General features: G+C 43.2%; 21 protein-coding genes and 4 tRNA genes. 16 read left to right on the plus strand and 9 right to left on the minus strand.

Annotated features, from left to right (window positions below; translation table 11 throughout):
• Window position 1 precedes the first annotated feature (1 nt).
• Genes MHI37_RS13260 through MHI37_RS13270 form a run of 3 tightly spaced genes read left to right on the plus strand, consistent with a single transcriptional unit; the run spans window position 2 to window position 5,320 of the window.
• Window positions 2-2,899, plus strand: coding sequence for an FtsX-like permease family protein (locus tag MHI37_RS13260; RefSeq protein ID WP_076339203.1), 2,898 nt, complete (start codon window positions 2-4; stop codon window positions 2,897-2,899).
• Between the two features lie 8 nt (window positions 2,900-2,907).
• A complete protein-coding gene (locus tag MHI37_RS13265) occupies window positions 2,908-3,810 on the plus strand; it encodes an ABC transporter ATP-binding protein (protein ID WP_076339231.1) in 903 nt (300 codons plus the stop codon).
• Window positions 3,803-5,320, plus strand: a complete 1,518-nt coding sequence (locus MHI37_RS13270; protein WP_076339202.1) for an extracellular solute-binding protein — start codon at window positions 3,803-3,805, stop codon at window positions 5,318-5,320. The genes MHI37_RS13265 and MHI37_RS13270 overlap by 8 nt, the downstream gene beginning before the upstream one ends.
• 76 nt (window positions 5,321-5,396) lie before the next feature.
• Here MHI37_RS13270 and MHI37_RS13275 read toward each other — a convergent pair whose 3' ends face one another.
• Entirely contained in the window at window positions 5,397-5,909 is a 513-nt protein-coding gene (locus MHI37_RS13275) for a 2'-5' RNA ligase family protein (RefSeq protein WP_076339201.1), read from the minus strand.
• A 441-nt stretch (window positions 5,910-6,350) separates the two neighbouring features.
• Here MHI37_RS13275 and MHI37_RS13280 point away from each other — a divergent pair.
• The 4 genes from MHI37_RS13280 to MHI37_RS13295 all read left to right on the plus strand — a co-directional run bounded on the left by MHI37_RS13280 (window position 6,351) and on the right by MHI37_RS13295 (window position 7,133).
• Window positions 6,351-6,427: transfer RNA gene (locus tag MHI37_RS13280), tRNA-Met, on the plus strand.
• Between the two features lie 37 nt (window positions 6,428-6,464).
• A tRNA-Ile gene (locus MHI37_RS13285) sits at window positions 6,465-6,541 on the plus strand.
• A gap of 21 nt (window positions 6,542-6,562) precedes the next feature.
• A tRNA-Leu gene (locus MHI37_RS13290) sits at window positions 6,563-6,648 on the plus strand.
• 275 nt (window positions 6,649-6,923) lie between these two features.
• Complete coding sequence (locus tag MHI37_RS13295) at window positions 6,924-7,133, plus strand: hypothetical protein (protein WP_076339200.1); 210 nt, start codon at window positions 6,924-6,926, stop codon at window positions 7,131-7,133.
• Window positions 7,134-7,180: 47 nt separating this feature from the next.
• Here MHI37_RS13295 and MHI37_RS13300 read toward each other — a convergent pair whose 3' ends face one another.
• Window positions 7,181-7,711: an RNase H family protein gene (locus MHI37_RS13300; RefSeq protein ID WP_076339199.1), complete on the minus strand. Its 531-nt coding sequence runs from the start codon at window positions 7,709-7,711 to the stop codon at window positions 7,181-7,183.
• A 172-nt stretch (window positions 7,712-7,883) separates the two neighbouring features.
• On the opposite strand from MHI37_RS13300, the gene MHI37_RS13305 reads away from it, so the two are divergent.
• Entirely contained in the window at window positions 7,884-8,369 is a 486-nt protein-coding gene (locus MHI37_RS13305) for a hypothetical protein (protein ID WP_076339198.1), read from the plus strand.
• A gap of 501 nt (window positions 8,370-8,870) precedes the next feature.
• Window positions 8,871-9,566, plus strand: a complete 696-nt coding sequence (locus MHI37_RS13310) for a uracil-DNA glycosylase (protein WP_076339197.1) — start codon at window positions 8,871-8,873, stop codon at window positions 9,564-9,566.
• A gap of 66 nt (window positions 9,567-9,632) precedes the next feature.
• On the opposite strand, the gene MHI37_RS13315 is transcribed toward MHI37_RS13310, so the two are convergent.
• Window positions 9,633-10,586, minus strand: a complete 954-nt coding sequence (locus MHI37_RS13315; RefSeq protein WP_076339196.1) for an S-layer homology domain-containing protein — start codon at window positions 10,584-10,586, stop codon at window positions 9,633-9,635.
• A gap of 249 nt (window positions 10,587-10,835) precedes the next feature.
• Here MHI37_RS13315 and MHI37_RS13320 point away from each other — a divergent pair, with 249 nt between their 5' ends.
• The gene (locus MHI37_RS13320) at window positions 10,836-12,341 is read left to right on the plus strand and encodes a stalk domain-containing protein (RefSeq protein ID WP_076339195.1); all 1,506 of its coding nucleotides are present in this window, start codon (window positions 10,836-10,838) and stop codon (window positions 12,339-12,341) included.
• Between the two features lie 86 nt (window positions 12,342-12,427).
• On the opposite strand, the gene MHI37_RS13325 is transcribed toward MHI37_RS13320, so the two are convergent.
• Window positions 12,428-12,604: a YjfB family protein gene (locus tag MHI37_RS13325; RefSeq protein WP_076339194.1), complete on the minus strand. Its 177-nt coding sequence runs from the start codon at window positions 12,602-12,604 to the stop codon at window positions 12,428-12,430.
• Window positions 12,605-12,882: 278 nt separating this feature from the next.
• Between MHI37_RS13325 and MHI37_RS13330 the strand changes: the two genes are divergently transcribed.
• Window positions 12,883-13,578 carry a CAP domain-containing protein gene (locus MHI37_RS13330; RefSeq protein WP_076339193.1) on the plus strand — a complete coding sequence of 232 codons (696 nt, stop codon included), beginning with the start codon at window positions 12,883-12,885 and terminating at the stop codon, window positions 13,576-13,578.
• Window positions 13,579-14,171: 593 nt separating this feature from the next.
• On the opposite strand, the gene MHI37_RS13335 is transcribed toward MHI37_RS13330, so the two are convergent.
• Window positions 14,172-14,244 (minus strand) — tRNA-Val (locus tag MHI37_RS13335).
• A gap of 226 nt (window positions 14,245-14,470) precedes the next feature.
• Window positions 14,471-14,638, minus strand: a complete 168-nt coding sequence (locus MHI37_RS13340; RefSeq protein WP_083676502.1) for an aspartyl-phosphate phosphatase Spo0E family protein — start codon at window positions 14,636-14,638, stop codon at window positions 14,471-14,473.
• Window positions 14,639-15,027: 389 nt separating this feature from the next.
• On the opposite strand from MHI37_RS13340, the gene MHI37_RS13345 reads away from it, so the two are divergent.
• Window positions 15,028-15,195, plus strand: a complete 168-nt coding sequence (locus tag MHI37_RS13345; protein WP_179090305.1) for a hypothetical protein — start codon at window positions 15,028-15,030, stop codon at window positions 15,193-15,195.
• Window positions 15,196-15,348: 153 nt separating this feature from the next.
• The gene (locus tag MHI37_RS13350; protein ID WP_076339192.1) at window positions 15,349-15,600 is read left to right on the plus strand and encodes a DUF3892 domain-containing protein; all 252 of its coding nucleotides are present in this window, start codon (window positions 15,349-15,351) and stop codon (window positions 15,598-15,600) included.
• Window positions 15,601-15,699: 99 nt separating this feature from the next.
• On the opposite strand, the gene MHI37_RS13355 is transcribed toward MHI37_RS13350, so the two are convergent.
• Complete coding sequence (locus MHI37_RS13355; protein ID WP_076339230.1) at window positions 15,700-16,416, minus strand: MBL fold metallo-hydrolase; 717 nt, start codon at window positions 16,414-16,416, stop codon at window positions 15,700-15,702.
• A gap of 140 nt (window positions 16,417-16,556) precedes the next feature.
• Between MHI37_RS13355 and MHI37_RS13360 the strand changes: the two genes are divergently transcribed.
• From MHI37_RS13360 to MHI37_RS13370, 3 genes are all read left to right on the plus strand, one after another.
• Window positions 16,557-16,760: a hypothetical protein gene (locus MHI37_RS13360; RefSeq protein WP_076339191.1), complete on the plus strand. Its 204-nt coding sequence runs from the start codon at window positions 16,557-16,559 to the stop codon at window positions 16,758-16,760.
• Between the two features lie 167 nt (window positions 16,761-16,927).
• Window positions 16,928-17,491: a stalk domain-containing protein gene (locus MHI37_RS13365; RefSeq protein WP_076339190.1), complete on the plus strand. Its 564-nt coding sequence runs from the start codon at window positions 16,928-16,930 to the stop codon at window positions 17,489-17,491.
• A gap of 115 nt (window positions 17,492-17,606) precedes the next feature.
• Window positions 17,607-17,915: a DUF1292 domain-containing protein gene (locus tag MHI37_RS13370; protein ID WP_076339189.1), complete on the plus strand. Its 309-nt coding sequence runs from the start codon at window positions 17,607-17,609 to the stop codon at window positions 17,913-17,915.
• A 135-nt stretch (window positions 17,916-18,050) separates the two neighbouring features.
• On the opposite strand, the gene MHI37_RS13375 is transcribed toward MHI37_RS13370, so the two are convergent.
• Both MHI37_RS13375 and MHI37_RS13380 read right to left on the minus strand, forming a co-directional pair.
• Window positions 18,051-18,467, minus strand: coding sequence for a DUF1885 family protein (locus MHI37_RS13375; protein ID WP_076339188.1), 417 nt, complete (start codon window positions 18,465-18,467; stop codon window positions 18,051-18,053).
• 196 nt (window positions 18,468-18,663) lie between these two features.
• Window positions 18,664-20,133 carry an aminotransferase class I/II-fold pyridoxal phosphate-dependent enzyme gene (locus tag MHI37_RS13380; protein ID WP_076339187.1) on the minus strand — a complete coding sequence of 490 codons (1,470 nt, stop codon included), beginning with the start codon at window positions 20,131-20,133 and terminating at the stop codon, window positions 18,664-18,666.
• Window positions 20,134-20,181: the final 48 nt, after the last annotated feature.

Below are 20,181 nucleotides of genomic sequence, written 5' to 3' on the forward strand. Positions count from 1 at the left end.
GATGGGGATTCCGCTGTTTCGTTTTTTGTTTCGCAAAATGTGGAACACGCGCTGGCTAACCTTAAGCACGCTAGCGGGTCTGACCTTAGCGGTTGCATTTGCGACCAGTATACCAATGTACGCAGACGGTGCTCTCAAACGAGTTGTGGCTGAATCGCTGCAGCAGAAGAGTGCTGGCTTGCCGGCAGGCTCACTGCTTATGAGGTATCAATCACCCGCTGGCGGGAAAACGGAGTTATCGGCGTTATCTGAGCTTGAGCGTTACATAACTGAAGGTGTTCCGCAAGAAATTGGTTTTCCCTTCAGCACCTATGTTAATAGTAAATCGATTCGCAGTGCTGAGGTAGTGCCTGAGGATGCCACGAAGGTGGATGCTGGGCGCAATCGGCAATTGACCATCATGACGATGTCAGAGCTTGAAGCGAATACGGAGCTTGCACAGGGCAGATGGTTTGTGAATGCTGCAGGAGATGAAGGGCTTCTCGAGGCTGTGATGTTCGAGGAAGCGATGTATCGTAATGATGTACATATCGGTGATGTTTTTGAATATCCGGTATACGGCGGTCTAAACCTTACACTTCGGGTCAAAATCGTCGGTGCGGTTAAACCGCTGACAGAAACGAGTGCTTACTGGTATCAAGGGATGGAGAGCCTTCTGAATACTTTCCAAATTAGCGAGCCGGCATTCGATCAGGTGCTGCTTGCGAAAAGAGGCATTCCTATTCATAATGCCAGCTGGTATTATGCCTTTAATCTTTCGGAAATTCAAACGAGTCAGCTTTCGCCGCTAAGCAGGACGCTGGAGCGCTTGAATATTGAATTGTATCAGCGATTGGCTGAGACAAGAGTCGAAATTTCTTTTGCATCTACGTTAACGGAATTCAAGAAGCAAAGCCTGCAGCTGCAGACGCTGCTGTTCACGCTCGCTGCTCCGATGCTGGCAATGGTTTTCTTCTTCATTGCTATGAATGCTCGGCAGTCGCTGGATAAACAGCGCAGTGATATAGCCGTGCTTCGAAGCCGGGGAGCAGGCACACGTCAGATCATTTGGATTTATTTGCTGGAAGGACTGCTCCTTGGAGCGATTGCACTTGCCAGCGGTCCTTTTATCGGATGGTTCATGGCCAAGAGCATTGGCTCGGCGAATGGCTTCCTCTCCTTCGTCAATCGAAAGTCCATACCGGTCGGCTTCTCAACAGAAGCGATTATCGCAGGTGCGGCAGCGGTCTTGCTCGCTCTTCTAGCGACAATTATTCCCGCCGTTATCTATGCGAGATCATCCATTGTCAGCTATAAGCAGGATTTGGCAAGATCGGATCGGAAGCCGAGCTGGCAGCGCTGGTATTTGGATGTATTATTGCTCGCTGCTGCAGGCTATGGCTGGTATATGTTCAATGAGCGGCAAATGCTGACGTTCAAAACTGGGATGACGACAGATCAATTGAATGTTCAGCCGTTTCTGTTCTTTGTTCCGGCGCTGTCTATTTTTGCATTAGGGTTGTTTTTTTTGCGGCTGTTCCCGTGGCTGTTGAAGCTATTCACATGGATAGGACGCAAGTTCTTGCCTGTGCCGCTTTATTTGACACTCACACAGCTTTCACGCTCCTCTAAGGGGTATTATCCACTTATGATTTTGTTAGTGTTAACGCTTGGACTTGGCGTTTACAACGCATCTGCAGCTAGAACTATCGATTTGAACTCAACGGAACGCACGCTGTATAAATATGGCGCTGATGTGACGATTCAAACGGTGTGGGAAGGCTCTGCTGAAATTGTAACAACGCCAGGCAATAATAATGGCGGCAACAACGGTGGAACCGGTGGAGGCTCAGGCGGTGGAGCTGGCGGGGGCGGAGCTGGTGGCGGCTCCGGAGGCAACGGCCAAAGCGTGCCAACTAAAATTTTGTATAGTGAGCCTCCGTTTGAGCTGTTTCGTTCTCTTGAAGGCGTAGAAGCTGCTGCACGTGTGCTGCAAACTAAGGGCAGCGTTGTGATTTCAGGGAAATCCATCGGTCAAGGTACCATTATGGGAATTGACAACGTGGATTTTGCGAAGGTAGGCTGGTTCCGCAACGATCTTTACGCTGCTCATCCTAACTATTATTTAAATAACTTAGGATTCTATGAGAATGCTGCGCTGATTCCTACGAAAGTAGCGGAGAAGTATCAGCTTAAGCTTGGAGATCCCGTTTCCGTGGGCTTTCCTGAAGGAAAGGTCGATTTTGTAGTCGTTGGCATTTTGCCGTATTGGCCTAGCCAATATCCGGATAAATCACCTTTTATCATAACAAATCTAGATTATATTTATGATCAGCTTCCACTTATTCCATATGAGGTATGGCTGAAGATGAAACCCGATGCCAAGGTTGCTCCAATCGTTGAAGGGCTTCAAAAAGCAGGTGTTGAGCTCGCAGCCGTCAAGGATGTAAGAAGCGAGCTGATTATGCAATCGAAGCTGCCAACAAGGGGCGGTGTATTCGGCATTTTAAGTCTAGGCTTTCTTGTATCTGTAATAATCACTTTAGCGGGCTATATTCTCTTTTGGTTCTTTAATTTGTCTGGACGTGTCGTTCAGTTTGGCGTATTGCGCGCGATGGGACTATCTCGCAGACAGCTTACAGGAATGCTGCTGCTAGAGCAGATCTTCACAGCGGGCCTTGCCATCGGGCTTGGTGTAATCATTGGGAAAGCGGTTAGTCTTCTGTTTCTTCCATTTCTACAAACGGCAGAAAATGTTGCGGAAACCGTGCCACCTTTCCGAGTTATCTTCGAAGCGAACGATACGAACCAATTGTTTGTTGTAGTAGGATTTATGATGCTGATTGGTGCTCTGCTGCTCTTCTTGCATATTCGCAGGCTTAGAGTGCATCAAGCCGTCAAGATGGGAGAGGAACGATGACTACAGCGATGATCGATTGCGAGGGCTTGGTGAAAATTTACAAGACAGACGATCTAGAGGTTGTCGCCTTGCAAGGCTTGAATTTAAAAGTTAATGAAGGCGAGCTTATGGCTATCATCGGGAACAGCGGCAGCGGCAAATCGACGCTGCTCAATACGCTGGGCGGTCTTGACCGCCCCTCAGCTGGACAGGTGCATGTCGGACCGTGGGATTTGCTCAAAATTTCTGAAGAGGATCTTGTGAAGTACAAGAGAGAAACGGTAGGCTTTATTTGGCAAAATAATGCCCGCAATCTCTTGCCATACCTCACAGCGCTTGAAAATGTAGAAATGCCAATGATGCTCTCTGGCAAGGTTGACCGCGCTTATGCGAAGCAGCTGCTCGAATGGGTAGGCTTGAAGGAGCGAATGCACAATAAGCTCCATCAGCTGTCCGGTGGAGAGCAGCAACGGGTAGCGATTGCGATATCGCTCTCCAATCGGCCTAAGCTATTGCTTGCCGATGAGCCAACCGGGTCGGTAGATACGGCAACATCCGATTTAATAATGGGTATTTTTCGAAGGCTTAATCGCGAGATTGGGATTACGATCGTAATCGTAACGCATGATTTAACGCTGGCAGGAAAGGTTGACCGAGTGGTAGCCATTCGGGATGGTTTGACGAGCACCGAGTTTATAAAGCGAAACCCGAATATTAATCTGGAGGATGGTTCGCTAGAGGTTTCTGCTGCTGCCAGCGGGCTGCAGTCTGTGCATGAAGCTTATGTCGTCGTAGACCGAGTCGGACGATTACAAGTACCCAAGGAGTATTTAACAGCTTTAAATATTAAAGACAAAGCAACTATGGAATTTGACGGCGAACGGATTATTATAACTCCGCCAAAATCATTGGAGGTTAAATCGGATGAATAACAAGCGATTTTCAGGTAAAATTTTTCGTAAATTCACTTTGGTTAGCTTGACTCTAGCGCTGCTAATCGGCTTGCTTGCTGCGTGCAGCAGCGGCGCGGAGGAATCTACTGAAAAACGAGTGCTTCGTATCGGCGTTCTTTATGGCGGATCAGATAACGAGCCTTATTTCCGGCAGCAGTATACGGATATGTTTGAAATATCGCATCCCAACATTGAGTTTGAAATTGTAGGTGCAATCAATTATGATGAGCAGCGCTTCGAGCAAACCGATCCATCGAAGCCTTATACTCAGCCCGATACGTATGAGAAAATGAAAGGAATGCTTAACGGCACAAATCCGGTTGATGTAGTCGTCATTGATTACAGCATGCTGCGCCGAATGACGCAGGATAACCTGCTTCAACCACTGGATACGCTTGTTACACAGGATAAATTTGATTTGACTGATTATGTCCCTACTGTTATTGAAGGCATAAAAGCGGTAGGTGACGGCAATCTGTACGCCTTGACGCCTACGTTCAGCTCCTCTGCACTTTATTATAATAAAAAATTGTTTGCTGATGCGGGCATTGCCCCTCCGACAGATAAAATGCAATGGGCTGATGTATTGAATCTTGCTCGTCAAGTTTCTTCAGGTGAAGGTGAGGATCGTAAATTTGGATTCTCGTTTAATCGTTGGCAGTCCGATGGTTATAGCAGTGCGCAATTATATAGTCAAGCTCTTCAGTTGAAGATGTGGGATGACAAGGTTGAGAAAATGCTAGTTAATAGCGATCAGTGGGAAGATGTATGGAGTACGGTTGCGTCGCTGTACAAGGAAGAAATTGTTCCAACTCAAGAATTTATTAATAAAATTTATGAGAAGCAAAGCACTGAAGGTGTAAATGATCCTTTTTATGGAGATTTGTTCATTAAAGGAAAGGTAGCTATGACGATCGGAGAATATGGCTATATTAATGAACTCAAGAAGGCATCAGACAACGCTTCAAAAATTAAAGATTTTGAGCCTGTAGACTGGGATGTCGTAACGGTGCCAGTTCATCCTAACGATCCGAATGTAGGCGGCAATATTGCGTTAAGCCAATTAATGGCGATAAACAGCAAAGCGCAAAATGATAAAGATGCATGGGAATTTATTAAGTTTTCGAACAGCAAGGAATGGGCAAAGCTGAAATCCAGAAGCCTGTACGAGATGGTAGCTCGCAAAGAGTTTCTAACTCCAATTGGCGGTATGCAATACAATATTGATGCTTTTACAACATTGAAGCCATTGATGCCTACGAACACGGATGATGAAAAGATTTACCGTGAAAATCCAGGCATTTGGGAGGCACAGCAGCCTGGCTATGAGCTGTTCCAGGAAGTAATTAACGGAACGAAGTCAGCTCGCGAGGCACTCACAGAGTGGGAGACACGTGGAAATGCAGTTTTGGAAAAAATAAAAAACAATTTACCTGTTGATGAGGGTGTTGGAGACGGCTCCGTCGATATTATGCCAATGCCTAGGTAAGACGGAATGACAGTAAGCCCGTAAACGACCAAAGAGTCGTTTACGGGCTTTTATTTTGAAATATATACGGATTTGGTCATCCTCTTAAAAGAAATGATTGAAAAGCGGTCCAGGACCCATTATCGGTTTGATAAAGCAATTGAATACGGTCAATTTTTGATGAAATATGGATCGACTGCATTCTAAGGTTGCCATATAAATCGTGAAGCTCATCAGCAGACAGCTCCTGGCCAATGGTGACATGAGGCGTATACACGTACTTAGAGGCAGTAATAGCTAGCGGCTCGCAGCATATAGCCTCGTGAAGCCTCTGCATAGCAGCTGTGTCTTGCAGAGCTAAATAGAGCACATGACTTACAGGATAGAAGGTAGACACTCGATCCAAGGCTATTGTGAATGGAGGGAGAGCTGCGGTTGCCTGCTCTAAATGAGCGACAGCTAGCTGCAGCTCTTCATCCGACCACTCCTGCGCCTCTCGTAAAGTAAGATGCGCAGGAATAGCAGAGTAATGCGGGTCATAGCGCCTTCGCCAGCTGTTAGCGAAATCCTGCACATGCTTTTCAGGGAAAGCGACGATTCCATATAACATGTTCTTCAGCTCCTTCATAGTGACCTAGATTGAGTATATCCAATTTGTATGGAAAATAGGAGAAGATAAGAATTTTTCAATTTTCGGGGTATCCTAATAGCTACAACCTTTGTTAAGCGGTTAAGCGGCCAGCGGCCGCTCATTCTATTAAACAGCGGGGGGATTCACATGAGATGGGTGTACTGGGTTCGTCTATACGATACGAAGTTTCAAGCTGGGTGCCTGGTTAGAAGGATGGAAAACGATTGGTGGGTTTATGGTTATGAATCGCCTCACGAGGTCGAAGTTTTTCGATCGCGTAAAGGGCGTTTTGGCGTTAGATTTATACCGCAAAAAAAGAAATAAAATAAATTATAATAATATGCTTGACTTAAAACACCATCATATAGTATATTATTTTATGTCGCCATTTCAAGAAGCTTTGCTCAAATGGATATACGTCGCGGGGTGGAGCAGCCCGGTAGCTCGTCGGGCTCATAACCCGAAGGCCGCAGGTTCAAATCCTGCCCCCGCAACCAACCTTTCGATGAACACGTTGAAATATACGTTTTTCGAGGGCCCTTAGCTCAGTTGGTTAGAGCGGTCGGCTCATAACCGATTGGTCGGGGGTTCGAGTCCCTCAGGGCCCACCATAAGCAAAACCTTCATCTCATGCCGGGGTGGCGGAACTGGCAGACGCACAGGACTTAAAATCCTGCGGTGGGTGACCACCGTACGGGTTCGATTCCCGTCCTCGGCATACCTAGAAAACTTTGAGGATTCAATAGTTTTCACGAAGTACATAATGTACTACAGTACGTAAAGTTGAAAAAACCTCCTTCTAGTATCTGCTAAATCAGATGCAAACGAAGGAGGTTTTTTCATTCCGCCTGCATGTATTAGTAAGTCAGTAATATCTCCGTTTCAATTACTGTCAAAAAAAATACAACTCTCTTCCATTGCATATTGCTAAGTTTATAGTGTATCATTTTACCTTGGAATGACAAACATACAGATTTATGGAGGAAACCAACTATGCAAGAAAAAATCAAGCTTGTACCTGGTCAACAACTAATCACTAACAAAGATTTTGAAGTCGCAATTGCTCAAAAAGCAGTGATTAGCGCAATCCAAAATGGAATGCAAATCAGACCAGCAACAACCATTGTAGGTTATAACGATGATTCAATCCGCATGTCTGACGGAAGTATTATCCACAGAGGCGCAAACTCATTTTTTGTTTAAATGTTTCGGACCGACGTTTCTGTCGGTCTATTTTTTTTGCATTCCATTTATTCCACGCCTGAATGTTGACTAGCAGCCTCCCTAGCGGCATTATGAGCGATCCTGTGCAAATAATTATTTTTCTTATGTTTACTAATATACTTTATACTGACTTGGACCTCGGGAAACGATTTATTCAAATGATCTAGAGAAGCTAAGATCTCATCTCTACAATTTTCATCATGTTGATTTTGAAAATAGCTTCTCGATAATATTCGTGAAATAGAGCTGCAATCCGTATAAATGACGGCAATTTTGGGTTGATGCTCAGACAGTGATTTTGTAAGTATTTCAAGACTATAAAGGATAGCTAATAATTCACCATAATTTGAACCTCTATCTTTTTCAATGATTAGTTTCTTAGCGGTGACGTTTATCTCTCGATTGTAGACGAAGCAGCAAGCGGCACCATAATTGTTTTGAACTGCAAATCCAGCATAATCGCAATATAGGAAGCATGTACCCGTATTAAATATATTTTGTCTAAAGCGCGGGTTGGCAAATGCTTTTTTTATCAATTTGTCCTTAGTTAAATTCATGAGTTTATCATTCTCCTTTCATAAAGGTTGAAATAAGTCGAGGGTTATGCGATAAGGATAAACCTAACGAGCATGATCTAAACCTATAGCTTTTTTTGCATTGTTTATTTTGAATGAAGTAAACTAGAGGTTAGATTGTAATAAATGAGTATTAAGGGAAGCTGGTGATCTAATGAAGCAGCAGGAGAACGAGGAGTCTACGCTTAGACAGAGCTCGCGATTGTTGTATGCGGAAGTATACTCATTGAAGGATACGCTCTATAATGACCTTTTGGAGAGGTTTAAGGACGATGAATCCATCATAGAGAAGGCTGACCATTGGAAAATGGGCATCATGGCCGCTTCGATCTCAACCGCGCTATTTAGCTCAGTGCTATCAGGGAGTAAGGATTTTCCATATATTTACTCCTATTTAAAAATAAAGCTCAGCGCACAGCATCCAGAAGGAGAAGCTGTAATTGAGGATTGTATGGGTATGATTTCTAAGCTGCTGAATGATTCTGCTTACCATTCAGGGGCATTTTCCGAAGGAATTGCGCTCTGGCTTTATTTTAGCATAAAAGGTAGAGAAACGTTTGTTGAAGAGGAAACGCTGCCCTATCTGCTTGCAGGACAATATATTAATCAATCTTTTTATAATTGGTTTGACAAGCAGTAAAGTATAACCTTAGGGGACCCTTTTTGACTTAGCCGGTATGTTGACACGGAATAAGCCAATTTGGGTCTTTTTTGCGCTGTGAAAGAACAAGATTCCCGGAAAAATGTATCGCTAGACTACACAGATGAATTCGCGTTGTCCAGCGCGTTCCAAGAGCTTGCTCATGACTGGGGTGCCTTCTGAAATGTCGATTGTCAGCTTCGATAATACGATATTGGCTGCGGTGACGAATCCGCCGTTAACACCGATTGCTCAGCAAAAGGTTTGTAGATGACCTGCGTCTATGCTAGAATAACATGAAAAACCTATCAGGCTATCATATCTCTCTTGCATGGATCTGACTGTTCAGGTCCATGCAAGGGAGATTTTTATGAAATATAGGAAAGTATATCATTACGCCATACTTTCTCTATATTTCTCCGGAATGAAACATGCCACCGCCATAAGGACAGCGATAGCCGTTTCACCTTGAATAGGATGCTGGGGGAGAGTGAGGAAGCCATGACGATAAAGCTAAGCAATGATTGGTCGGAGCTGCTTGAGGAGGAGCTTCGTTTGCCGTATATGGCCGAGCTGCTAGCTATGCTAGAGGAGAAATACGAAACGTTGACGGTATATCCAGACAAATCGAATATTTTTAATGCCCTTCATTATACTTCCTATGAACAAACGAAGGTAGTCATTTTGGGGCAGGACCCGTATCATGGGCCGCAGCAGGCTCATGGACTAAGCTTCTCTGTGCAGCCTGGTATAAAGGTGCCGCCCTCCTTGAAAAATATTTATAAAGAGCTTGAAGCAGATATAGGTGCACAGATGCCAGACCATGGCAGCTTGGAAGCTTGGGCACATCAAGGCGTGCTGCTTCTTAATACCGTGCTCACCGTGGAGAAGAGCCGGCCAGGCTCCCACCAAGGCATAGGGTGGGAGCGTTTTACCGATGCTATTATTGCTGCCCTGAATGAGAGGGATAAGCCCGTTGTATTTATGCTCTGGGGCAAGCATGCGGAGGCCAAAGCAGCAGCTATTAATACAGATAAACATTTCATTATATCTTCACCGCATCCAAGTCCGTTTGCTGCTCGTAAAGGTTTTTTTGGCAGCAGACCGTTCTCGCGAGCAAATGAATTTTTAGAGGAAATTGGCAGCAAGCCGATTGATTGGTCTATTCCAAAGCTAGCTGAATTAGAAATGAAATAAAAAAATGGGCTTCTCTGTTGACTGTACAATCGTACAGACAAGTAGAGAAGCCCATTTTTGTAATGATTACTGTGCAATAATTGCAGGACCTGTGGATGCTTCGCTCGAATCGAAAGCTGCAGGCAGCACCGGTTTTAGCTTTGCGTCAACAAAAGTGGAGACCTGCACATCTGTGATGACCTGTGGATACATTTTTTCAGGATCAGGTAGTACCGTTTCGACATAAATAATCGCTTGATCCCCCTCGAAACCAATGGAAGAAATTCGTATGCCATAACCTGGATGCGGCACCTGAGCGGAAACCGTTACTTTGTTAACGTCCGAATTTACAGCTGTGACCGAAAGCTTTAGGTCAAGTGTAGGCTGCTCTGGCAAATCTGGAATAGGAGTCGTCTCCTTTACGAATTGAATAGCATCAAAGGCCCAGCCAGCGGCTTCACTGCGCGTAATCGCTTTTTTCGGTAAAAACTTGTTGGTATCATCTAACGTAATGACTTTACTGATGATTAGCTTTTGTATGCTGTCCATGTAATCTTTATTAACGTCAGCTTCATCATCGAGCAGCATGAAGATTTCAATAAAGGCATAATCGCCTTTGGTCATCATTGCCTTGAACAAATGATGAGCGAATTGCTCACGGGTCATGACATCATTAGCTTTTACTGCTTGGGGAATTTCTAACCCGTTAATGCTCGCAATGATGAACGCGTCAGCATACCAGGCATCGTCCTTAAGGTTTGGGAAATAATCGGTTGCTTTAGGAGCTTTAATGAAACGAATGTGATCAATGTTGATGTCCAACCCTTTTACGATCAAGGAAACGCCTTGCGCATAAGTCAGCTTGTCTTGTGGATTAAACCTGTCGTTGTTATCACCGCTCAATATGCCTAGTTTCTTAAGCTCGGCAATCTTTTGCTCGTTGACGTCATTTTTGACATCTTTGAATGCCCAGACGGTTTGTCCGAGTGTGAAGAGCATCATTGCAACTAGTGTCAAAATTAATACTGAACGTTTTCGCATAGTGTCACCTCATCGTTTATTTGCTGCAGCACTGTATTTGACGTAATTATAAGATAATTTGTTGCAAATTTCCTAATAATGAATAAACCATCGGCGCCAAGCTAACTCTTCTCAGCGACTTTAACGCATGCTTGTCGCCTATGCAACTTGCTGGCTGCATTCATGAACGATGACATTATAACTGCAACATTTGTATATACGCAAACGTCTTGTAAATGTTGTCAAATGTATATTTTTAAGGAGGAAGCGATGAATAAATACCCAAATATAACGAAGCTGCTTCTCGCTTCAATTCTTTCCACCCTTATTATTTTTCCAACTCCTCTATTTGCTGCTACTGAATCCAGTGCAAAATACTTAGACAACATTGTACAGGTAAGTAGTTCGGGAGGGCACGAATACTATTTCACTCACAGTTTAGCTTTAGATCAGAACGGTGTTGTTTGGGCTTGGGGAGAAAATTTTAATGGCCAATTAGGTAATGGAATTAAAGGCAGAAATTCAGCTGCTGTTCCAGTATTTAAGGATGTCAAAAAAATTGATACTACACAATCGAATAGCTTCGCGCTTAAAAATGATGGTACCGTCTGGATGTGGGGTGATGCAAATGGTTTGCAAGGGGCTGGGGCGTTAAACGCCTACAATGACGACTTCGTTACTCCAATACAAATTAAAGCTCTGTCTGACATCGTTGATATACAAGTCGGCAACTTTCATATCCTTGCCTTAAAATCAGATGGAACGGTGTGGACCTGGGGAGGTTCAAATGGGGGCGTACTGGGAAGACCCGAATGGAAGGAATCCTCAGCGAAAGCTTATACGCCAATGAAGGTGCCCGGTCTTCAAAATATAAAGTCTATTTATGCAGGATATGGTTTCTCCGCAGCAACGGATGAGGCTGGAATAACATGGGCTTGGGGGACGTTAAGCAGTTATTTCGACATTGTGAATCATCAAATATCCAAATGGGCGCCTGTAAAGCTCTTTGATTTCCCGATCAAAGAAATCGATGATATGAGAAGTCGTATCTACGTGACAAAGTTAGATGGCACACTTTGGGAAGTGCAACAAACGTTAAAGCTAAAGCAAATCATGAAAGATGTTCTAACATTTAACTGCGTATACAATAGTTGCGGTGTTATGAAAACGAGTGGTGAAGCCATTAAATTTAGTGACATTAATGATATTCAGAAGCATGGTTTAGTGATAAACCCGCTTGAGTTAAAACAAATAGAGTTTAATTATTCTACTATTCTTCTAAAAACGGATGGTACTGTATATTCTTATGGCCCGATTTCTTCTATTACCGGTAATGAAATGATAAATGATCCAGATTATAAGAAGTATGCGAATCTAACTGAAAAGATGGTGAATGAGCCTCAGCTCAGAGCTGTATGGAAAGCGATCATTTTAAAGCTTAATGGACAGGAGGTTACATTAACTACAAACCCAATCGTTATAAACGGTGTTTCTTATGTTCCGCTGCGAGGGGTGATTGAGCAGATGGGCGGACAGGTTCAATATGATAGCGGCAACATTATTGTATCGAACGATCAGAATTTGCTTAAGCTCAAGATTAGAACGACAGACGCATCAAAAAACGGGCAAAGTATGAAGCTGATCAGTCCACCGTTAGTCATCAGGGGTACGACTATGATTCCGCTTCGTTTTGTAAGTGAGGGCCTAGGAGCTTCAGTCGAATGGGATGAGAAAAATCGAATGATCACGATTTTAACTGATCATTCGATTTTTTAGAATGAATAAACACATACGAGTGAAAAGTATGGATCCTTCAGATCTGTTGAGGAAGGAGAAGAAATATCCTTCTCCTCAAATTACGCTTATCCACTTATGTCTAGATTTCCGCCTAAGTTTGGTTGTACACTAAGTTCCATCATTTTTGCCATTTGCTGAGCTTGTTCAGTAGATTGCTCATTAGCAATTTTAAGAACACTTAATCCAACAGCTTGGGATAAGTTGTACTGAGCTAAGGATATTGATAGCGCTGCGATGTCCATGTGGTCCTCCTTGATGAATGATGATCTGACATTTTATATATCGGAAAATGTACTTGCAATTCTTTGCTAACAAGAAATTATTTTTAGTTAGAAGCTGAATTTAGAAATACATGGAAGGGGGAAGCCATGTATTATGCTAAGCTGAGAAATGATTTTAGAGAGGCTTATCAAGTGGTTACCGAATTAGGGAAATTGAAGGGAACACAATTGAAGAATAAATGTAGAGCCTTTTGTCAATCTTAAACTCGATAACATCAATCGAGGAGAGGTTGGGTTTAATGTTTAGAATTATTATTTTAGCGGCAATTTTATTGATAACAGGTTGTGGAGCTAATGCCAAGAATGATTTACCACCAAATCAAGTGACTCCTCAACAAACGCAAGTCGAGAAATTCGATACTAAAGCTCATACGATCACTAGGAAGACACAAGCTTCATCCATCGTTACATCGAAGGATGGGAAATCATCTATTTCGATGAAGCAGGTACCCAATACATCAACTACAGATTGGTTTGATTGGTTTAATCGCGGTCAGGTTTCGGTTGAAAATCCAGCGAACCAAGCACCGGCAAAAACAGCACCGAATGAGACTTCAAAACCGTCCCAAACTCAATTCGAGCAACAAGTATTAGATTTGGTTAATCAAGAGAGAAGCAAAGTTGGGTTGAAATCCCTAGTAATGAATAGTGAATTATCGAATATGGCGATGGTCAAGGCTAAGGATATGCACGATAACAATTATTTTGATCATAATTCACCGAGGTACGGATCTCCATTTGATATGATGAAGGAGTTCGGGATCGAGTACAGCTCAGCGGGAGAGAATATCGCAAAAGGCCAACAAAGCCCGACACAAGTTATGAATGATTGGATGAATAGCCCTGGGCATAGAGCTAATATTTTGAAAGATAGTTTTACCCAAATAGGAATTGCTTATTATAACGGAGAATGGGTACAAGAATTTATTGGGTAAGAATCCTATACGTTCTAAAAAAGCCGCTTAGCGAATTTTGAATTCGCAAGCGGCTTTTGATCGTTACGGTGTGATGATCTCTCGAGTCTTACCAAGCCACGAGAGGCAAGAAAAAGGATCACTGTTCGATACTCACTAGGTGGCTCATTTGGCTGGAAAGTGTATGAATAGATTTATTTATTAGATCTATTCCTGCGCTCTGAGCTAATTCGGAGGATTTAGAGCTAAAAATTAGCTTTATTTCATCGTAGAGAGGGCATTAAGTGCTCATTTGGCTGGAAAGTGTGTTAATAGATCTATTTATTAGATCTATTCCTGCGCTCTGAGCTAATTCGGAGGATTTAGAGCTAAAAATTAGACTTATTTCACCGTACTCCAGTGGCATCCGGCGTCTCTTGTGATATTTAGACCTTCTAACAGTTAGGCGTTGAATGACCGCGGCTGGACATACGCATCAAAACGCACGATCTTTCCGTAAGAGCGATGCTTGACCATCTTTAATCGGAATTGAACAGTCGAATTTCAATCGTAATAATGGATGACTATGAGTCATAGAAAGCAAAAAGTCCTTACAGTGTAAGGACTTTTCTGTATGATCTGAACAGGGTTCGAACCTGTGACCCCTACCCTGTCAAGATAGTGCTCTCCCAGCTGAGCTACCAGATCGTATTAGCGGCGACAATTAGTAATATATCAGAAGCATAGAGTTAAGTCAACACTTTTTGGGGATTTTTTCTTATAGAACTTTGATAATAATCTGCTTGCTAATAACGTCAACGTTTTAAAACCTGAGCTTTTATTATTGGCTAGGATGGGAGGTATGAATTATTGATGTATACGCAACCATTAATAAGCGGAACTATATAATGAAATCTTCATTTAATGCCATTAATTAACGCGATCTCTTCGCTAAGCGCCCAGAATATTCATTTAAGAGCTTGTCTAGCTCTTGACTGATTTTGACAACAGCATGATCTGTGAAATTGTTGCAGGCTTCAAATAAAAGAACCATTTCTGCTCTTAAATCTTCGATCTTCTGTTGTGAAAAATGGTTGTCCATTATAATCCCTCCAACTTTTCATTTGTTAGTATTAGAATAAACGAAGGTTGTTAGAACTTTTTCAAATAGAAATTAGGTTTATGTTAGTTTTTTGAACAACTAATCGAATAAAGATAAGTGGGATGAAATACCCCCAAAGGCAAATAAGCCTCTGGGGGTTCTATTTATGCTTGCATTAATATAAATGACTGTCAGCGTTAGTCGATTTCCCGCATAAGCAATTATGCTGCTGGAATTTCCACCATACACCTCCTAATTATGTTATCGGCAGATATGTGGATTTTTTTTATATCTATTTTATTTTTTATATCAGCATAATGCTTGAGTCAAATACTAAACAAAAAATTTTCCGCATATCTTTAAAGAAAGCGCGCAGGAGGCGGTTTCTGTTGGCAGCAGAGTATGCTTATTTAGCCATATGGCTAGCGGGTATGTTTGGCATTATCGGTATTGTCATTGGTGCTGTGGCGAGGTTTACTATTTATGATTCCCTTGCTCATGATGAGCAATTAGTCTGGCGAAGGAAGCTTCCAGCAGATGCGTATAATGAGAAATGAAAAGAGATACGGAAATCCGGCGATCGCATACGATGCGAATACGTCGGATTTTTTGATTTTTCAGACCTAAAAGAACTTTGATTAATTTATCGAAGAAGGGGCATCATAAAAATTGGATTTACATTTTCTGAATTCGAGAGGAGCTAGGAAAACATGAGCGAGATTACAGGCGGGCAGGATACGAGAGAGCAAATCGTTGCAGTGCAAAAGAATGGAGACGGCGATCTGACTGCATTCAAAACGACAAATGGTCGCGTTCTTGATTATGCTTCTGCGCTGGAAGAAGTGCAAGCAGGACATATTGCGGGCGTTAACACGTTCAAAGGCAAGGATGGAGAATTTTATATCCGAGGTGACGCAGACGGAGATCCGACTAACAATCTGGATCAGCTGCCAATCTTCTAAGAAAAATAATTAATGTGATAAAATAATTGTTGAATTGCTGCCTAAAGGGTGGAAATAAGGAAGGCGCCGCATGATTGGCATGTAGGCGCCTTCCTTAATTTAATTGATTTCATATTTTTCATGCTGCTCGACAATACGCATATGGCCTGTACGGCCTTTATACTGCTCTATCGCGTCTCCATAGTGCATAAGCCAGGTTTTCTTCTGCAATGCCTCTGGAAGCTTTAGAAGCTCCTCTAGGGAAGCGTGAACGACGCCTGGTGCTTCCAACTGGCAATCGTGATAAATAGTCGTGACGCCTTCATCAGACAGCTGTTGAAGAAGAGAAGGGTCAAAACGCATATCAGCTGAATAGAAGAAGTGATGATTGAAAATAAAGGAATAGCTTGGCTTATTCGGGATGTGCTTCGTTTGCAGCAGCCTTACCGTTAGCCCTGAATTCAGCTGAATATCTTTATTTGGGGCAAGTGGACGAACCTCGAAAAAATCTTCTAGCGTATTCAGCGACCCCTGTGTCAATCCACCGCGCAGCGTGTTCTCCCATAAAGGCTCCACAAGTGACTCCGCAAGGTACAAGATAGGCTTCCGATTATATTTGAACATCATTTGAAACGCGTACTCTTCCAATCCGCCAACGTGGTCACCGTGAATGTGACTGATTAATACCGCATCAAGTTCAGGAAAGGAGAGCCCTTGTTCGTGGAGCGCTTTAGGCAAAGTAATTCCGCAATCAACAAGCAGCTTATAGTTGTTCGCTTCAATAATGGCATTATTATTATCGTACTTTTTTGCAAAAGCACTACCTGTTCCAATCATTGTTATGTACAAGAAAAAACCTCCTTAAGTTCCACTTCTTTAATGTAACAAAAACGATATACTCTTGACAATGCTTGATACACATTGACCCTTCTCTACATACAATGCAAAAGCAGTATGTTAATGGAGGCGAATGAGTGATGAGCAAAGGAAAAGGTAAAGTTGTTAAGAAGAAACAGCCTGCAAGTGATCGGAAGCAGTACTCGTATAAGCTGGTGCTCTCGGACACCTGTGCGGTGTGTAAAACACCATGCGCCAGAGGAATGAGCTACTTGTCCAGAATGAGACAGCCAGGAGCAGTCGGCAAGGGCGTTCCCTGTATATTAACGAGAAGACTCGGGTAATGATTTGGAATAATTGCTTATTTCCCAGGCAAGCGCAGGATTCAACACCGTTTGACAGTTTTGGCCGATAGGCAAAGCGGACAAAATTGTTTAGGAGCAGGCGCAACTTTGCATGAATTAACGAGTATAACCTTACATCCAGGCAATCGGATGGAGGGCTAACAACTATGAAATTCAGAAAAGTTGTCATTCTGCTGACATTGTTGTCACTTTGGGGTGGTACGATGCTGTTTGCAGACTCTGCAACACAAAAAGTACGCGTCGTGATCAACAGTTTAGACCAGGATGACGGGGGAATAGTCTCCGAAGGCAAGACGTATTTGCCGCTTCGTCAATTAGCCACTTCTATGCAAGCCATCGTTGAATGGGACAATCAGAACAAACGTGCGACCGTGTATAAGCCCAATGTGCATATGTTCCTTTTCCAAAACAATGCAGTATTCGGAAATGTAGCAAAGGGCTATCAAGGAAAATTCAAAGTGTTTGCTCAGATCGACAACCTGAAGACTAATATTGCAGCTGTGAAGGTATCGATCTTTGACCCATACGGCAAAGAGAAAGTGATCCAAACGGAAGCCGTTAATACTACGAAAGATAATTTTTGGTATGCTACAGATGAAATCGAATATAAATTCGAATCTAGTGGAAAATATCCGATTCGCTTCTTCGTCAAGCAGAAAGGTTCAGATGAATGGACTGCTGTTTCAGAAAAGCTGATTTCCTCCCTATAACCACATCATCAAACGAATACGCCCTCATCCACGAGGTGCGTATTCGTTTGACCGTTCATAGAATGTCATGATAATATACGATAGTCTATAAACATTATTGAAATGGGGTAATAACATGAGCGAACATCAGCATGGCGCTGATTGCGGCTGTGGAGAAGACCACGAGCATGAAGAGCAAGTTCTAATCGTGACTGACGACGAGGGCCAAGAACGCGAAATGGTCATGGTTTATACGTTTGAATCCGAGAACAATGTGTATGCTGTATTGCTGGATCGCAACGATCCGGAAGAGGACGGCGTTATTTTCCGCATTCAAGAAGAAAACGATGAATCCTTCCTCGTTGGGATCGAAGACGATGCCGAATGGGATCGCGTAACTGCGATCTACGAAGAAATTGCTCGCACAGAGAACGAAGAGAACTAATTCTCGGCTGTTTTCGTTTGAAAGAGCAAGCAAAGAGAGGTCTGCGGGCAACGCTCGTGGACCTTTCTTTCTTTAAAATATAGGAAAGTAAATCGTTTTTTCTTATTTAATAGCATTAATTAATTCGGATAAAGCTCATTTTCTTGGATTATAATAAATGGTTCGACCATTAAACATCGTAAGCTCTGCTTTCAACTGCTTGGCGATATATTTACATAACTCATTTGCTTTTGCTTTGTCACCGTGAGTCGCTTCGTCTGGCAGGACAACTTGTACACATGGAAATTGTTGCCCGCTTGAGCTTGCAGCTTCTCCAGGTCCGAATATGATATGTTTGTAAAGAGGGTTAAGTCCTTTCAAATAAAACCAACGGTCGTCTTGCTTTGACTCAATGGTGTAAGGGAAAGCCGCTCCGGCATAATCCCAATCTAATTGTGTGCCGGTTAAAGCGGTCTGCTCGCGATAATGAAGAAGCTGACTCTTAATCTCTTCTAAGGACAGTTTTTCAACGGATGATCCTTGCACGAATTTGATATAAGCGCTCTGACTCATCGTATCTCACCTCTGCCAACATCATAGCACGAGCGAAAAGCATTGACAATAAGTGGTATACTCAAGAAGTTTTTCGCAAAAATATAGGCGGAGTATGCATGTGAAGCTGATACCTTCCTATAGATTGAAAAGTAACACAAAAAAGCCGGCCCGCACAGCATAGGAGATGCACAGTGGGCTGGCTTTTTTGTTTCAATTACGATATTGCGGTTTCTTCCACGATTACTTTAACAAATTCAATGCTCCGATCCTCGGGTCCCTTGACCGGAAGACCGACCTGAACATGATCAACGATATAATTGATATTTTTTTGTGTAATCACTTCGCCTGGCAATAGGATCGGAATGCCGGGAGGATATACATAAATGAATTCAGCGATGATTCGGCCGGCAGATTCCTTAAACGGAACAACTTCTGTTTCACCATAGAAAGCATCTCTTGGCGTCAGGGAAAGCTGAGGAATATCCGGGATTTTTACGACTAATTCACGTGCTTCAGCGCCTTCATGGAACCGTTCAGACAACCCGCGAAGCGAAATTATTAATTTTGACACAGAGTCAGACGTATCACCAGGCGTAACTAGGCAAAGAATGTTATACATGTCGCTCATTTCAATTTCAACATTAAAATGGTCACGCAGCCAGTTTTCCGTCTCATAGCCCGTGATGCCAAGGTGCCGGACATGAATGGAAACTTTGGTCGGGTCGTAATCATAGGTTGCCTCATCGCCGAGAATTTCTTCACCGAAGCAATAAAGACCTGGAATTTCGTTGATCTGTTGACGTGCATGCTGCGCGAGTGCAATGGCTTGTTCAGCGATAGCATGTCCATTTAGAGCTAGATTTCGTCTAGAGGTGTCTAGCGAACCGAGCAAAATGTAAGAGGTTGAAGTCGTCGTCAGCATACTGATTACCGTTTGTATGCGATGTGGATTGACCCTTCCTTTGCGAACATTGAGTACGGAGCTTTGTGTCATGGATCCGCCAAGCTTATGTACGCTTGTGGCCGCCATGTCCGCACCAGCCTGCATAGCAGACATCGGAAGCTTCTCGTGGAAATGTATGAGTACGCCATGAGCCTCATCTACCAGCACAGGGATGTCGTAGCTGTGCACAAGATCAACTATTTCCTTTAAGTTGGCACAGATGCCGAAGTAAGTAGGGTTGATCACCAGCACGGCTTTGGAATCAGGATGACGCTCAAGTGCTTTGCGGACAGAACGAGTAGTGATGCCATGATCAATGCCTAGATTGTTGTCGCGTGCAGGTGAGATGAATACAGGTCTTGCACCTGCGAAAATAATAGCGGCCATAATGGATTTATGAACATTTCGCGGCACGATGATTTTGTCGCCAGGCGCGCAAACGGTCATGATCATTGTAATAATTGCGCCACTTGTTCCTTGTACTGAAAAATAAGTGTAATCTGCTCCGAACGCATCAGCAGCGAGCTGCTGCGCTTCCTCAATTACGCCGGTCGGCTGATGCAGGTCATCAAGCGGTGCTATATTGATTAAATCGATAGACAACGCGTTATCGCCGATGAATGCGCGGAATTCCGGGTCGCTGCCTAATCCTTTTTTATGTCCGGGAATGTGAAATTGTACGGGATCCTGCTCCGCATGCCGGCGAAGCGCGGTGAAGAGCGGGGTTTTATTGTGATCCATCGTTATCATCCCTGCCTTTCATTAGAGTTTGCAAACAAAATTGAGTAT

It is taken from the genome of Paenibacillus sp. FSL H8-0548 (genome assembly GCF_038630985.1).
GTDB lineage: Bacteria > Bacillota > Bacilli > Paenibacillales > Paenibacillaceae > Pristimantibacillus.

Bases quoted from the DNA above. Each gene is read 5' to 3' on its own strand.
- MHI37_RS13260 (WP_076339203.1), top strand. From the start codon at position 2: ATGGGGATTCCGCTGTTTCGTTTTTTGTTTCGCAAAATGTGGAACACG.
- MHI37_RS13265 (WP_076339231.1), top strand. From the start codon at position 2,908: ATGATCGATTGCGAGGGCTTGGTGAAAATTTACAAGACAGACGATCTA.
- MHI37_RS13270 (WP_076339202.1), top strand. From the start codon at position 3,803: ATGAATAACAAGCGATTTTCAGGTAAAATTTTTCGTAAATTCACTTTG.
- MHI37_RS13275 (WP_076339201.1), bottom strand. From the start codon at position 5,909: ATGTTATATGGAATCGTCGCTTTCCCTGAAAAGCATGTGCAGGATTTC.
- MHI37_RS13295 (WP_076339200.1), top strand. From the start codon at position 6,924: ATGCAAGAAAAAATCAAGCTTGTACCTGGTCAACAACTAATCACTAAC.
- MHI37_RS13300 (WP_076339199.1), bottom strand. From the start codon at position 7,711: ATGAATTTAACTAAGGACAAATTGATAAAAAAAGCATTTGCCAACCCG.
- MHI37_RS13305 (WP_076339198.1), top strand. From the start codon at position 7,884: ATGAAGCAGCAGGAGAACGAGGAGTCTACGCTTAGACAGAGCTCGCGA.
- MHI37_RS13310 (WP_076339197.1), top strand. From the start codon at position 8,871: ATGACGATAAAGCTAAGCAATGATTGGTCGGAGCTGCTTGAGGAGGAG.
- MHI37_RS13315 (WP_076339196.1), bottom strand. From the start codon at position 10,586: ATGCGAAAACGTTCAGTATTAATTTTGACACTAGTTGCAATGATGCTC.
- MHI37_RS13320 (WP_076339195.1), top strand. From the start codon at position 10,836: ATGAATAAATACCCAAATATAACGAAGCTGCTTCTCGCTTCAATTCTT.
- MHI37_RS13325 (WP_076339194.1), bottom strand. From the start codon at position 12,604: ATGGACATCGCAGCGCTATCAATATCCTTAGCTCAGTACAACTTATCC.
- MHI37_RS13330 (WP_076339193.1), top strand. From the start codon at position 12,883: ATGTTTAGAATTATTATTTTAGCGGCAATTTTATTGATAACAGGTTGT.
- MHI37_RS13340 (WP_083676502.1), bottom strand. From the start codon at position 14,638: ATGGACAACCATTTTTCACAACAGAAGATCGAAGATTTAAGAGCAGAA.
- MHI37_RS13350 (WP_076339192.1), top strand. From the start codon at position 15,349: ATGAGCGAGATTACAGGCGGGCAGGATACGAGAGAGCAAATCGTTGCA.
- MHI37_RS13355 (WP_076339230.1), bottom strand. From the start codon at position 16,416: ATGATTGGAACAGGTAGTGCTTTTGCAAAAAAGTACGATAATAATAAT.
- MHI37_RS13360 (WP_076339191.1), top strand. From the start codon at position 16,557: ATGAGCAAAGGAAAAGGTAAAGTTGTTAAGAAGAAACAGCCTGCAAGT.
- MHI37_RS13365 (WP_076339190.1), top strand. From the start codon at position 16,928: ATGAAATTCAGAAAAGTTGTCATTCTGCTGACATTGTTGTCACTTTGG.
- MHI37_RS13370 (WP_076339189.1), top strand. From the start codon at position 17,607: ATGAGCGAACATCAGCATGGCGCTGATTGCGGCTGTGGAGAAGACCAC.
- MHI37_RS13375 (WP_076339188.1), bottom strand. From the start codon at position 18,467: ATGAGTCAGAGCGCTTATATCAAATTCGTGCAAGGATCATCCGTTGAA.
- MHI37_RS13380 (WP_076339187.1), bottom strand. From the start codon at position 20,133: ATGGATCACAATAAAACCCCGCTCTTCACCGCGCTTCGCCGGCATGCG.